We start from the raw sequence: 12,297 nt of genomic DNA, 5'->3' as shown, positions 1-12,297 counted from the left end.
TCACGCCCCATCCACCGGGGCTGCGGCATGTTTCACAAAGCTGAAAATCCGATACGGAGCGTCCGAAACATGCGTCAGGGCAAAGAAACCTCAGGGCTGGTGCTGGTCGTCGAGGACAACCGCAACATCTCCGAGATGATCGGGGAATACCTGGAAAGCCGTGGCTTCGAAGTCGACTACGCCGCCGACGGACTGGACGGCTACCGGCTGGCGGCCGAGAACAGCTACGACGCGGTGGTGCTTGACCTGATGCTGCCGCGCCTGGACGGCATCGAGGTCTGCCGCCGGCTGCGCAGCGATGCGCGCAAGTCGACGCCGGTGCTGATGCTGACCGCGCGCGACACCCTGGACGACAAGCTCACCGGCCTCGGCCACGGCGCCGACGACTACCTCACCAAGCCGTTCGCGATCCAGGAGCTGGAGGCGCGCCTGCGCGCGCTGATCCGGCGCGAGCGCCGCCAGGTGGGCTCGGAGGTGCTGACCGTGGCCGACCTGGTGCTGGATCCGGTCAGCATGCGCGTGACCCGCGGCGGCGTGGAGCTGCAGCTGTCGCCAATCGGCCTGAAGCTGCTGACCATCCTGATGCGCGAGTCGCCCAGGGTCGTCAGCCGCCAGGAGATCGAGCGCGAGATCTGGGGCAACAGCCTGCCCGATTCGGACACTCTGCGCAGCCACCTGTATAACCTGCGCAAGGTGATCGACAAGCCGTTCGACCGCCCGCTGCTGCATACCGTGCAGAGCGCCGGGTACCGGGTGGCGGACATCGCGCAGCCGGTCACCGCGTGACCAGGTAGCCGAAGGGGAAACAGGGGGAATGGAACGCAAGACGGCGGCCGGCTGTCCGGCCGCCTTGGCCACGGGGGCGCGGGTCCCGGTCCACCCACTCACGGAACGGCGATGCGCGCGGGCCTACACTCGCGCCGTCCCGTGTTGAATGCCCCCATGCCCCACGGCCTTTCCCGCAAGATCCGTATCGCCTTCATCCTGCAGGTGGTGATGGCGAGCCTGGCGATCGTGATCGCCTTCTTCGTGGTCGGCACGCTGTTCAAGTACAGCTTCATCCGCAGTTCGCTGCAGGAGGAGGCCCGCCACTACTGGGAACTGCGCGAATCCGCGGCCGCACAGCCGCCGCCCAATACCTTCTCGCTGCGCGCCTACCTGGTCGAGCCGGGTGGCTCGGCCGAAGCGTTGCCGGCCTACCTGCGCGGGCTCGCCCCGGGCTTCCACGAGCTCAAGTCCGAAGGCCAGATGGTCTGGGTCGAGCGCAAGCCGCAGGGCACGTTGTACGTCGCCTTCCTGCGCGAGCAGGCCAACCGCCTGGCCTGGTGGTTCGCGGTGCTGCCGGCGATGCTGGCGCTGTTCGCGATCTACGGCGCGACCTGGCTTACCTACAAATCGTCCAAGCGCCTGGTCTCGCCGGTGGCCTGGCTGGCGCGCCAGGTCTCGCGCTGGGATCCGCGGCGGCCGGACATCGCCGCGCTGGCGCCGGACCGGCTGCCGGCAGACATGCGGGGCGAGGCGCGGCAGCTGGCCGGGGCGCTGCACGCGCTGGGCGAGCGGGTCGAGGCGCAGCTGACCCGCGAGCGCAACTTCACCCGCGACGCCAGCCATGAGCTGCGCACCCCGCTGACCGTGATCCGGGTGGCCAGCGACATGGCCCTGGCCGACGAGACCCTGGAGCCGCGCCTGGCGCGCAGCCTGCGCCGGATCCAGCGCGCCGGGCGCGACATGGAGGCGGTGGTCGATGCCTTCCTGATCCTGGCCCGCGAGCCGGACGTGGTCCCGCAGAGCGAGTGGTTCGACGTGTGCGAGGTGGTCTACGAGGAGGCGCTCAAGGCGCGCATGCTGCTGGGCGACAAGCCGGTGGAGTTGCAGGTGGCCTGCGAGGGCGCGCCGCGCATCTACGCCCCGCCGCGGGTGCTGCACGTGGTGCTCGGCAACCTGCTGCGCAACGCCTGCAGCTATACCGACCGCGGCCTGGTCGAAGTCACCGTACACGAGGGCCTGGTACAGGTGCGCGACACCGGCATCGGCATGTCGGCCGAGGCCCTGGCGCGGGCGTTCGAGCCGTTCTACCGCGCCCGCCCCGAGTACCCGGTCGGCACCGGCCTGGGCCTGTCGATCGTGCGCCGGCTGTGCGAGCGCTTCGGCTGGACCATCGAGCTGGAGAGCACCCTGGACAGCGGCACCACTGCCCGGGTCCGCTTCAGCAGCCAGCCGCCACCGGGCACCGACCCGTACCTGCAGGGCTGAACGTTTCCCACCGGCGGGCGTCAACCGATCCCCGGGTCGTGCGTTAACCGGGGTAGTCCTCCCATCCATGCGCCCATGAGCCGAACCTCGCGTCCGAATTCCCGTCCCCGCTGGCTGCCGTTGGCCGGCGGCGTGCTCGTCCTGGTCCTCCTCGGAGGCGCTGCCTGGTACTGGGGGGGCGCGAGCCGCGACGCCGAAGCGGCGTGGCGCACCGCGCCGGTGGAGCGCGGCAACATCCGCGTGGCCATCTCCTCAACCGGCACCCTCAGCGCCACATCGACCGTGACCGTGGGCAGCCAGATTTCCGGCCAGGTGCTGGAGGTGCTGGTCGACTACAACGACCGGGTGACCGAGGGCCAGGTGCTGGCCCGGATCGACCCCAAGACCTACGAGGCGCAGATCGCCCAGGGCAATGCCCAGATCGCCAGCGCCCAGGCCAGCCTGCGCCAGGCCCAGGCCGCCCTGGCCAACGCCGAGGCCGACTACCAGCGCAAGGCCGCCCTGGTCGAGCGCCAGCTGATCGCGCGCAGCGACGTGGACCTGGCCAAGGCGGCGCTGGACCAGGCCCGGGCCCAGGTCGCCTCGGCCCAGGCCCAGATCCGGCAGCAGGCCGCCTCCACCGAGACCACCCGGGTCAACCTGGAGCGCACCGTGATCCGCTCGCCGGTCAATGGCGTGGTCCTGACCCGCAGCATCGAGCCCGGCCAGACCGTGGCCGCCAGCCTGCAGGCCCCGGAGCTGTTCACCATCGCCGAGGACCTGTCGAAGATGAAGATCGAGCTGTCGGTGGACGAGGCCGACATCGGCCAGGTCAAGCCCGGCCAGCGCGTGAGCTTCACCGTCGACGCCTTCCCCGACCGCCAGTTCCGTGGCGAGGTGCAGCAGGTGCGCCTGGCGGCGACCACCAACAACAACGTGGTGACCTACCCGGTGGTGGTGAGCGTGGACAACAGCGACGGCACCCTGCTGCCGGGCCTGACCGTCAACGCCGAGATCGAAGTCAGCCGCCGCGACGACGTGCTCAAGGTGTCCAACGCCGCGCTGCGCTACAAGCCGGCCGACCAGCCCGCCGCGGCCCCGGGACGCGGCCCGCGCGGCGCCGGCATGCTCGAGGACCTGGCAGCGTTCGTGGCCGGCATGGACCTGGCCCCGGCGCAGAAGAGCGCGTTCGAGGCCGACCTGGCCGCCGCGCGCCAGCGCCAGGAGGAAATGCGCAAGGCGATGGAGGCCTCGCGCCAGGCCACGTCGCAGCAGCGCCCGGGCGCCGGCGGCCCGCCGATGATGATGATGGGCGGCGCCCGCGCCCAGCAGCCCAGCGCCGGCGGACAGATGCGCCAGCGCATGCTCGAGCGCTTCCAGCAGGATTTCGCCGGCTTCTTCGCCACCCTGCAGCCCGCCCAGCGCGAGGCCGTGGAACGCGAACTGGCCAACCTCGCCGGCGCGCGCCGCGCCACCGTGTACCGCCTGGAGGGCGGCAAGCCGGTGCCGGTGATGGTGCGCCTGGGCGCCAGCGACGGCAGCAGCACCGAGATCTCAGGCAACGTCACGGAAGGCGACCTGCTGGTCACCGGCGAACGGGCGGCGGCGCGATGAACGCCGTGAGCGCGAGCGCGGCCGCCGCCCCGGCGGCCACGCCGGTGATCCAGACCCGGGGCCTGCGCAAGGTGTACTCGCCCGGCACCGAAGCCGAGGTCGCGGCCCTGCGCGACGTGGACCTGGTGGTGATGCCCGGCGAGTTCCTGGCGATCATGGGACCGTCGGGCTCGGGCAAGTCCACGCTGATGAACCTGATCGGCTGCCTGGACACGCCCAGCGGCGGCCAGTACCTGTGCGACGGGGTGGACGTGTCCACCCTGGACGCGGAGGAACTGGCGACCCTGCGCCGGGAGAAGATCGGCTTCGTGTTCCAGGGCTTCCACCTGCTGCCGCGCATGACCGCGCTGGAGAACGTGGCCATGCCGCTGGGCTATGCCCGCGTGCCTGTGGCCGAACGCCACGAGCGGGCGCGCGCGGCGCTCGAGGCGGTGGGCCTGGGTACGCGCGTGGACCATCGTCCCAACGAGCTGTCCGGCGGCCAGCAGCAGCGCGTGGCGATCGCCCGCGCGCTGATCAACAACCCGCCGCTGCTGCTGGCCGACGAGCCCACCGGCGCGCTGGACAGCCGCACCGGCGAGGAAATCCTGGCCCTGTTCAAGCGCCTGCGCGACGAAGGCCACACCGTGGTCCTGATCACCCACGACGCGCACGTCGCCCGCCATGCCGACCGCATCTGCGTGATGCGCGACGGCCAGCTGCACGAGGCCACGCACGAGGAGGTGGGCCCATGACCTTCATGGACATCCTGCGCACCGCGGTCTTCGCGCTGCGCGGCAACTGGATGCGCAGCGCGCTGACCTCGCTGGGCGTGATCATCGGCATCGCCGCGGTGATCGTGATGGTGTCGGTCGGGCAGGGCACGCAGGCGGAGATCGAGCGCCAGCTCGCCGGCCTGGGCGCGCAGAAGCTGGACATCGGCCCGCAGGTGCAGCGCGCCATGGGCGGCGTGCGCATGAGCGCCAGCAGCTTCTTCACCCTCACCGAGGGCGACGCCGAGGCGATCCGCGAGGAGATCCCCGAGGTGGAGCTGGTGGCCGCCTCGCTGCGCGGCAGCAGCCAGATCGTCTACGCCGAGAACAACTGGTCCACGAGCTGGCAGGGCATCCAGCCGGACTTCCTGCAGATCAACGGCTGGCAGATCGCCAGCGGCAGCGCGTTCGAGCCGCAGCACTTCAACGGCGACAAGGTGGTGCTGCTGGGCGAGACCGTGCGCCGCGAGCTGTTCGGCGCCGGCACCGGCATCGGCGAGACGGTGCGCATCGGCCGCACCAACTTCACCGTGGTCGGCACCCTCAGGCCCAAGGGCATGAGCGGCTTCGGCCGCGACCAGGACGACGTGGTGATGGTGCCGCTGGAGACCGCGCGCCGCCGCCTGATGGGCGCCATGGGCCTGCCGCCAGGCGCGGTGATGGACATCTCGCTGACCGTGGCCCATGCCGACGACCTGGCCTACGTGCAGGGCGAGGTGGAGTCGCTGCTGCGCCAGCGCCACCGCATCGACCCGGGCGCGGCCGACGACTTCCAGGTGCGCAACGTGTCGCAGCTGGTGGCCACCCGCAACGAGACCACCCGGCAGATGTCCTGGCTGCTTGGCGCGGTGGCGACGATCTCGCTGGTCGTCGGCGGCATCGGCATCATGAACATCATGCTGGTGTCGGTGACCGAGCGGATCAAGGAAATCGGCCTGCGCCTGGCGGTGGGCGCCGGTCCTTCGGACGTGCGCCGGCAGTTCCTGGCCGAGGCCATGCTGCTGTCGCTGGGCGGCGGCCTGCTGGGCATCCTGTTCGGCATCGCCGGCGCGTTGCTGGTCGGGCACTTCAACACCGACCTGCCGATCCAGCTCAACGGCAAGGTGATCACCCTGGCCGCGGCGTTCTCGGTGGCCACCGGGCTGTTCTTCGGCTACTACCCGGCACGCAAGGCCTCGCAGCTGGACCCGATCGAGGCGCTGCGGCAGTAACCCGGAACGCAGTCCACAGCCGGCCATCGCAGCGCGATGGCCGGCTTCTTCCGTGAGGCGACCGGCGGACGCCGGGGCAGGGGCACGCATCGGCATGCGGATGCGCGCCGGGCACCCCGGACGTGCGTGCGGCAGGTCCGCAGCCGATCGCGCACGCGGACGTGCCGGTCATCCGGACAGGGAAGGAATGGATCGATGGTTGCGTGCGCCGGGAGCCTGCGCGCCGCGCCGCCGTGGCGCCAACTGCCCGCTCAGCAGGTCACAGGCCCTGCTCGTAGCGCACGTAGGGGACGGTGCCTTCCTCGGCGTCGAGGTTGGACGGGGCGAACGGGTTCTTGCCGCGGGTGACCACGTTCTCGGCGCCGACGGTGAGCTGGCCGCTCCATGGCGTGCGCCAGGTCAGGCCCAGGCCCAGGCCTTCCCACTTGTTGCCCGGCTGGCCGTTGACCTCGACCACGCGGCCGATGATGTTGGCGCTGAACGGGCCGTAGCCGCCGCCCACGCTCAGCGACTTGCTGTCCCAGCGATGGGCCAGGCCCGGCGCTTCGGTTACCGGTACCAGACGCGCGCGCGCATAAGTGCCGGCGATGGAGACGTAGGCCTCGCTGCCGATGTCCTTCTGGCCGAACACCTGCAGGTCGTTCTGCTCGAGCTTGCCGGCACCGGCCAGCGGGGTGCCGGAGGCTTCGGCCGACAGCCAGCCCGGCAGGGAGGCATCGCGCACGGTCCCGGCGGCCACGCCGAGGCGGTTGCCCTGGCGGCCGACGCTGGCGCTGGCCGACAGGCGGCGGCCACTGGCCTCGTGGTCGTTGCCCAGGGACGCCAGCAGGCAGCTGCTGGCCAGGCTGTTCACGCTGGTGCCGCTGGTATTGCTGCACAGCAGGCCCAGCGAGTCGCCGGCGCCGAGGCCGAAGGCCGCGTCCAGCGACTCGCTGCCGAAGCGCCAGGTCGAACCCGGCGAACCGGGGCGGTTGCCACGCGCCGGCTCCAGCAGCAGCAGGGCCTCGACCTTGCCGCTGCCCTTGTTCCACACCGGCAGCACGGCCTGCTCGGAACCCGCCCGCACCTGGCCATGCGCGCCCGCCGCCGCGATCAGCGCGGACAGGGCAAGGGCCAGCAGGGGCGGACGGCGCAGGGACATGGCTTCCTTTCAGACCAGCGGACGGCACGGGAGTTCCCGTGCGGTCAGAGCCTGCATCGTATGGGCTTTACGAATGATTAACAAGCGCCGATCCTCCCCGTGGACAGCCAGCTCGTCGGTGGAGCGGCGCCATGCGCTTACTGCAGGCGCTCCGGCGCCGGTGCGTTGGGCTGCGCCGGCGACCCAAACAATACCCCAATCCGGTCCAGGGGGAAGTGGTACTCGCGGCCGCAGAATTCGCAGCGGACGTCGACCTGGCCGGTGGCCGCGGCGGCCGCCCGGAACTCCTCCTCGCCCAGGCTGCGCAGCATGCCCTCCACCCGCTCCACCGAGCAGGAGCAGCCGAAGGCGACCGCGTGCTCCTCCAGCAGCTGGGGGTCTTCCTCGTGGAACAGGCGGTGCACCAGCAGCCGCGGCGGGGTCGCCAGCAGCTCGGCCTCGCCCAGGGTCTCGAACAGGGCGCCGACGCGGTTCCAGGCGTCGGCGTCGCCTTCCTCGCCGGGCAGCTTCTGCAGCATCAGGCCGGCGGCGTGCTCGCCGTCGGCGGCCAGCAGCAGGCGGGTGGGCAGCTGCTCGGACTGGCGGAAGTAGTCCTCGAAGGCCTCGGCCAGGGACTCGGCGCCGCCCAGGGCCACCAGGCTCTGGTAGCGCAGCGGTTCGCGCGGGTCCAGCCCGGGGTTCTCCACGGTGACTGCCAGCAGCGTGTCCTCGCCCAGCTGCGAGGGCGCGCGCGGGGCGTCGGCCCCGTCCTCCAGGCGGGCGATGCCGCGCACGGTGCCGGCGGCGGTGCACTCGGCGAACAGCGAGCGCAGCGGGCCGCTGGCGCGCAGCTGCACCGACAGCCGGCCGTCGACCTTCACATGGCTGGTGAACAGCGCCGCGGCGGCCACCGCCTCGCCCAGCAGCGCGGTGGCGCCGGACGGGTAGGCGGCATGGGACAGCAGTTCGCGCCAGCTGCCGGCCAGGCGCACGTAGACGCCGCGAACGCCGGCGGCGGGCAGGAGGAAGCGGCCGCGCAGGTCGCCGGCGGCGGGGACGGGGGAGGGGCTGTTGGTATCCATCGCCACACAATGCGGCCGGCGGCCGCGGTTTCCAAGCGGTGCTGGACGCTCACGCCGGAGCCGCTACCATCGCGCCGCGCATCCACCGCGTCACCGGAACCGCCGCCATCGCCGAGCCCGCCTCCAATCCGCCCCGCCGCAGGCGCCGTCGCTGGCTGCGCGTGCTGCTGTGGCTGCCGGTGCTGTTCGTGGCCGCGACCACGGCCCAGGTGGCGCTGCTGCGCTTCATCGACCCGCCGGCCTCGGCCTTCATGCTGGCCCGCCAGGCCGAGGCCTGGCGCGCGGGCGAACGGGACTTCCGGGTGGCCTACGACTGGCGCGACCTGGAGCACATCGCCCCGGCGCTGCCGATGTCGGTGATCGCGGCCGAGGACCAGAACTTCGCCCGCCACCGGGGCTTCGACCTGGACGCGATCGAGAAGGCGATGGAGAACAACGCGCGCGGCCGCCGGGTGCGCGGCGCCAGCACCATCAGCCAGCAGGTGGCCAAGAACCTGTTCCTGTGGCAGGGCCGCAGCTGGGTGCGCAAGGGCCTGGAGGCCTGGTACACGGTGCTGATCGAGGCGCTGTGGCCCAAGCGCCGGATCCTGGAGGTCTACGTCAACATCGCCGAGTTCGGCGATGGCATCTACGGCGCCCAGGCCGCCGCGCGCAGCTACTGGCGCAAGGACGCCTCGCGCCTGTCGCCAGGCGAGTGCGCGCGCCTGGCCGCGGTGCTGCCCTCGCCGCGCCGCTACAACGCCGTGCGCCCCGGCCCCTACGTGCAGCGGCGCGCGGCGTGGATCCAGCGCCAGGTGCGCCAGCTCGGCGGCCCCGCCTACCTGGAACGGCTGGACTGAGCCACGCCGCGCGGGCCTGTACGATGGGCAGGATGGACAACCAGCAGCATGACCTGTTGACCGTGGTGGTGGCGTGCTTCAACGAAGCCGACTCGCTGCCGTTGCTGCACCCGCGCATCCGCCGTGCCCTGGACGGGCTGGAGGGCGTGGCCAGCCGCATCCTGTACGTGGACGACGGCAGCCGCGACGCCACCTGGCAGCGGCTGCAGGAGATCGCCGCCGCCGACCCGGAGGTGGCGCTGCTGCGGCTGTCGCGCAACTTCGGCAAGGAGATCGCGCTGACCGCCGGGCTGGACCAGGTCACCGAGGGCGCGGCCATGATCCTCGACGCCGACGGCCAGGATCCGCCGGAGCTGATCCCCGAGTTCGTCGCGCGCTGGCGCGAGGGCTACGACGACGTCTACGGCACCCGGGTCGCGCGCGAGGGCGACAGCTGGCTGCGGCGCGGCACCGCCGCCGCGTTCTACCGCGTGATCGGGCGCCTGTCGCACACCCCGGTGCCGGCCGACACCGGCGACTATCGCCTGCTGTCGCCGCGCGTGCTGGCCGCGCTGCGCCAGCTGCGCGAACGCCACCGCTTCATGAAGGGGCTGTTCGGCTGGGTCGGCTATCGCCGCGTGGCCCTGCCGTACCGGCGCGGCGCGCGCGTGGCCGGGCGCAGCAAGTTCGGGCTGTGGCGGCTGTGGAACTTCGCCCTGGAAGGCATCACCAGCTTCTCCACCGCGCCGCTGCGGATCGCCACCTACCTGGGCCTGCTCACCGCGCTGGTGGCGTTCTTCGCCGGGATCGTGGTGGTGTTCAAGACCCTGGTGTGGGGCGACCGGGTGGCCGGCTGGCCGACGATGATGGTGGTGATCCTGTTCCTCGGCGGCGTGCAGCTGATCGCGCTGGGCACCATCGGCGAGTACCTGGGCCGGCTGTACGAGGAGGCCAAGCAACGGCCGCTGTACCTGGTCGACGCCTGGCACGCGCCGGCGGGAGTATCCTCGGCCCCACAGTCCGCGGACGGAGGCGCCCATGCGCACGGTACGTCAACTGCTGGCGGAGAAGCCGGCTGAGGTATTCGCCGTAACCCCCGACGCGCCGGTGATCGAGGCGGTGCGGCTGATGGCGGAGAAGTCGATCGGCGCGGTGCTGGTGATGCGTGGCGACGAGCTGGCCGGGATCCTTTCCGAGCGCGACTACGCGCGCAAGATCGTGCTGCAGGGCCGTTCCTCGGCCGATACCCCGGTCAGCGCGATCATGACCGGCGACGTGGTCACGGTCAGGCCCGACACCCCGGTGCCAGCCTGCATGCAGCTGGTTACCGAGCGCCGCATCCGCCATCTGCCGGTGGTCGAGCAGGGCCGGGTGACCGGGGTGATCTCGATCGGCGACCTGGTCAAGGCGGTGATCGCCGACCAGCAGGTCGAACTGGAGCAGCTGCAGCGCTACATCGCAGGCTGAGCGCGCGGCTTCAGCGCGCGTACTTGCCGCCGCAGTCGCTGTCCTCGCCCGGGCCGGTCTCGAAGGTCGCCAGCAGCGCGGCCGGCGGGGTGATGCTGCCCAGCGCCAGGGCGATCGCGCCGCGCACGCCCAGCGCCTTCATGTCCGGGCGGAAGGAGGGATCCTTGAGCGTGCCGCCCAGCCGCAGCGGCGAGCGCAGGCTGAGGATGCTGCGGTCCTTGGGGCGCGGGCGCAGCAGCAGGTCCAGGCTTTCGTCCTTCAGGCTGATCGTGCCCTCGCCGACGATGATCGTGTCGGTGCTGTCGAACGCCAGTGCGCGCGAGGTCATCAGCCCGTCGTCCACGGCGAAGTCGGCGAAGGCGCAGCGGATCGGCACCTGGCGGTCGTCGGTGAGCAGGAACTTAAGCGATTCGGCGATGTCCAGCCCGGCCAGTTCCATCACCAGGTTGCTGACCCGGCCGCGGCCCATGCCCACGGCGACGTCGCCGTCCGCTTGCGCCAGCAGCGCAGCCACCGAGTTGCCGGCGCCGGCCAGCCGCACCTCGCCGCCGATGCGCCCGGCCGTGCCTTGCGCCAGTTCGGCATTGGCGAACAGCTTCGGCAGTTCCAGCCCGCGCAGGCTGGCCTGGAGGCGGGTGCGGATCGGTGCCTTGCGCGCGTCCATGCGGATGTCCGCGCGCACCTTGCCGCCGGCCACGCCGAAATCCAGCGGCTGCAGCCGCAACAGGCCGCCCTGCAGCACCAGGTGCGCGTCCATGTCCTCGATCATCGGCAGGCTGGGGGCGTGGATTGCCTGCGCGCGCCAGCGCACGTCCGCGTCCATGGCGTTGAGCTTGGCCAGGTCGTAGGGCTTGTCGGGGAACAGGCGCGGGCTGGCGGCGCGGCGTGCGGCTTCGGCCGCCTGCTCGGGGTTGGCGGTCTCGTCGCCGCCCGCGGACGGCGGCGCGCCGAGGAAGCCGGCCAGGTCGTCGAAATCAAGCTTGCGCGAGAGCAGCTGCGCGGTGAACAGCGGGCGCTCGCCGGAGGCGTCGATCCGCACGTCGCCGGACAGGTCGCTGTCGCCTACCGTGCCCTTGAAGCCCTCGTAGCGCCACAGCTCGCCGTCGCGGCGCAGGCGACCGTCCAGTGCGTACGGCGGCGAGGGCGGCAGGGCCAGGCCCAGCAGCGGGTACAGTTCCTCCAGGTCGGCGCCGGAGAGCTTCATGCGCAGGTCGAACGTACGGAAGCGGAACGGGTTGGTGAGCGTGCCGCTGGCACTGGCCCGGGTGCGGCCGGCGCGGGCGTCCAGATCGATCCGGTAGGGGGTGTCGCTGTCGGCCAGTTCCAGCGGCGAGGCGGCCTGGCCCTGCAGCCGGAACGCGGCGCCGCGCCAGTGGCCCTTGCCGGCGACCGCGACCGGCGCCTGGCCGCGGTCGCCGCCTTCGACGCTGTCCAGGGTGATGTCGATGTCCGTGCGCGCGGCCGCGTCGGCAAAGCGCAGGCGGCCGTCCTCGATCCACAGCCGCTCCAGCCGCCAGCGCGGATCCGGATCGGGTTCGTCGTCGCCGTCGCCGAGCTCCCAGTTGCCGCCTTCGCCGTCCGGATCCGTTTCCAGCAGGATGTCCGGGCGCACCGCCCGGATCTCCTTCATCCGCAGGCGCAGCGCCAGCAGCGGCCAGGGCGCGATGTCGACTTCCACCCGTTCGGCCGCGGCCATGCGCGGCTGCTTGGACCAGGCCGCGTTGGACAGGCTCAGCCGGTCGGCGGAAACGGTGATGGTGCGGCCCAGGTCCACGTCCAGGTCGCCGCCGATGCGGAACTCGCGTCCGGTCGCCGCGCCCACCGCGCGCTCGAGCGGGCGCTTGAACCAGTTCCAGTCGAACAGCAGCACCAGCACCAGCAATGCCAGTGCCAGCGCGCCCAGCACGTAGCCGGCCGTGCGCGAGGGCCGCCAGCGGCGCAGGCGGGCGAAGCGCGACGGTGGGGGAGGCGCGCGTTCCATGCGCCCAGTATCGGCGCGCG

11 protein-coding genes are annotated in these 12,297 nt (G+C 72.0%); 8 read left to right on the top strand and 3 right to left on the bottom strand.

All coding sequences use genetic code 11. The annotated features are described in order from the left end of the window. The first annotated feature begins 69 nt into the window (after positions 1–69). From EIM48_RS01455 to EIM48_RS01435, 5 genes are all read left to right on the top strand, one after another. Positions 70–786: a response regulator transcription factor gene (locus tag EIM48_RS01455; protein ID WP_026010766.1), complete on the top strand. Its 717-nt coding sequence runs from the start codon at positions 70–72 to the stop codon at positions 784–786. Positions 787–942: 156 nt separating this feature from the next. Beyond that, positions 943–2,253 (top strand): HAMP domain-containing sensor histidine kinase, encoded by a 1,311-nt coding sequence (locus EIM48_RS01450; RefSeq protein WP_125110937.1) that lies wholly within the window; start codon positions 943–945, stop codon positions 2,251–2,253. A 75-nt stretch (positions 2,254–2,328) separates the two neighbouring features. After that, positions 2,329–3,846: an efflux RND transporter periplasmic adaptor subunit gene (locus EIM48_RS01445; RefSeq protein ID WP_125110936.1), complete on the top strand. Its 1,518-nt coding sequence runs from the start codon at positions 2,329–2,331 to the stop codon at positions 3,844–3,846. Continuing rightward, on the top strand, positions 3,843–4,580 hold the full coding sequence (locus EIM48_RS01440) for an ABC transporter ATP-binding protein (RefSeq protein ID WP_028915896.1): 738 nt from the start codon (positions 3,843–3,845) through the stop codon (positions 4,578–4,580). Before EIM48_RS01445 ends, EIM48_RS01440 begins: the two co-directional genes overlap by 4 nt. Next, positions 4,577–5,809 carry an ABC transporter permease gene (locus EIM48_RS01435; RefSeq protein WP_125110935.1) on the top strand — a complete coding sequence of 411 codons (1,233 nt, stop codon included), beginning with the start codon at positions 4,577–4,579 and terminating at the stop codon, positions 5,807–5,809. The genes EIM48_RS01440 and EIM48_RS01435 overlap by 4 nt, the downstream gene beginning before the upstream one ends. A gap of 259 nt (positions 5,810–6,068) precedes the next feature. Here EIM48_RS01435 and EIM48_RS01430 read toward each other — a convergent pair whose 3' ends face one another. Together EIM48_RS01430 and EIM48_RS01425 are read right to left on the bottom strand one after the other, a co-directional pair. After that, entirely contained in the window at positions 6,069–6,950 is an 882-nt protein-coding gene (locus tag EIM48_RS01430) for a hypothetical protein (RefSeq protein WP_019399822.1), read from the bottom strand. 137 nt (positions 6,951–7,087) lie between these two features. Beyond that, entirely contained in the window at positions 7,088–8,011 is a 924-nt protein-coding gene (locus EIM48_RS01425) for an Hsp33 family molecular chaperone HslO (protein ID WP_125110934.1), read from the bottom strand. Positions 8,012–8,118: 107 nt separating this feature from the next. On the opposite strand from EIM48_RS01425, the gene mtgA reads away from it, so the two are divergent. Genes mtgA through EIM48_RS01410 form a run of 3 tightly spaced genes read left to right on the top strand, consistent with a single transcriptional unit; the run spans position 8,119 to position 10,296 of the window. Continuing rightward, the gene (mtgA, locus tag EIM48_RS01420) at positions 8,119–8,850 is read left to right on the top strand and encodes a monofunctional biosynthetic peptidoglycan transglycosylase (protein ID WP_026010770.1); all 732 of its coding nucleotides are present in this window, start codon (positions 8,119–8,121) and stop codon (positions 8,848–8,850) included. 32 nt (positions 8,851–8,882) lie between these two features. Then, positions 8,883–9,908: a glycosyltransferase family 2 protein gene (locus tag EIM48_RS01415; protein WP_125110933.1), complete on the top strand. Its 1,026-nt coding sequence runs from the start codon at positions 8,883–8,885 to the stop codon at positions 9,906–9,908. Beyond that, on the top strand, positions 9,868–10,296 hold the full coding sequence (locus EIM48_RS01410; protein ID WP_028915894.1) for a CBS domain-containing protein: 429 nt from the start codon (positions 9,868–9,870) through the stop codon (positions 10,294–10,296). The genes EIM48_RS01415 and EIM48_RS01410 overlap by 41 nt, the downstream gene beginning before the upstream one ends. Positions 10,297–10,306: 10 nt before the next feature. On the opposite strand, the gene EIM48_RS01405 is transcribed toward EIM48_RS01410, so the two are convergent. Next, positions 10,307–12,277: an AsmA family protein gene (locus tag EIM48_RS01405; protein WP_125076057.1), complete on the bottom strand. Its 1,971-nt coding sequence runs from the start codon at positions 12,275–12,277 to the stop codon at positions 10,307–10,309. Between the last annotated feature and the right edge of the window lie 20 nt (positions 12,278–12,297).

This window comes from Pseudoxanthomonas sp. SGNA-20 (genome assembly GCF_003931635.1).
GTDB lineage: Bacteria > Pseudomonadota > Gammaproteobacteria > Xanthomonadales > Xanthomonadaceae > Pseudoxanthomonas.
This window is presented reverse-complemented; position numbering and strand designations above follow the sequence as displayed.

Excerpts from the sequence above, each read along its gene's own strand:
- EIM48_RS01405 (WP_125076057.1), bottom strand. The coding sequence starts at position 12,277 with ATGGAACGCGCGCCTCCCCCACCGTCGCGCTTCGCCCGCCTGCGCCGC.
- EIM48_RS01455 (WP_026010766.1), top strand. The coding sequence starts at position 70 with ATGCGTCAGGGCAAAGAAACCTCAGGGCTGGTGCTGGTCGTCGAGGAC.
- EIM48_RS01435 (WP_125110935.1), top strand. The coding sequence starts at position 4,577 with ATGACCTTCATGGACATCCTGCGCACCGCGGTCTTCGCGCTGCGCGGC.
- EIM48_RS01410 (WP_028915894.1), top strand. The coding sequence starts at position 9,868 with ATGCGCACGGTACGTCAACTGCTGGCGGAGAAGCCGGCTGAGGTATTC.
- EIM48_RS01425 (WP_125110934.1), bottom strand. The coding sequence starts at position 8,011 with ATGGATACCAACAGCCCCTCCCCCGTCCCCGCCGCCGGCGACCTGCGC.
- EIM48_RS01430 (WP_019399822.1), bottom strand. The coding sequence starts at position 6,950 with ATGTCCCTGCGCCGTCCGCCCCTGCTGGCCCTTGCCCTGTCCGCGCTG.
- EIM48_RS01450 (WP_125110937.1), top strand. The coding sequence starts at position 943 with ATGCCCCACGGCCTTTCCCGCAAGATCCGTATCGCCTTCATCCTGCAG.
- EIM48_RS01415 (WP_125110933.1), top strand. The coding sequence starts at position 8,883 with ATGGACAACCAGCAGCATGACCTGTTGACCGTGGTGGTGGCGTGCTTC.
- EIM48_RS01445 (WP_125110936.1), top strand. The coding sequence starts at position 2,329 with ATGAGCCGAACCTCGCGTCCGAATTCCCGTCCCCGCTGGCTGCCGTTG.
- EIM48_RS01440 (WP_028915896.1), top strand. The coding sequence starts at position 3,843 with ATGAACGCCGTGAGCGCGAGCGCGGCCGCCGCCCCGGCGGCCACGCCG.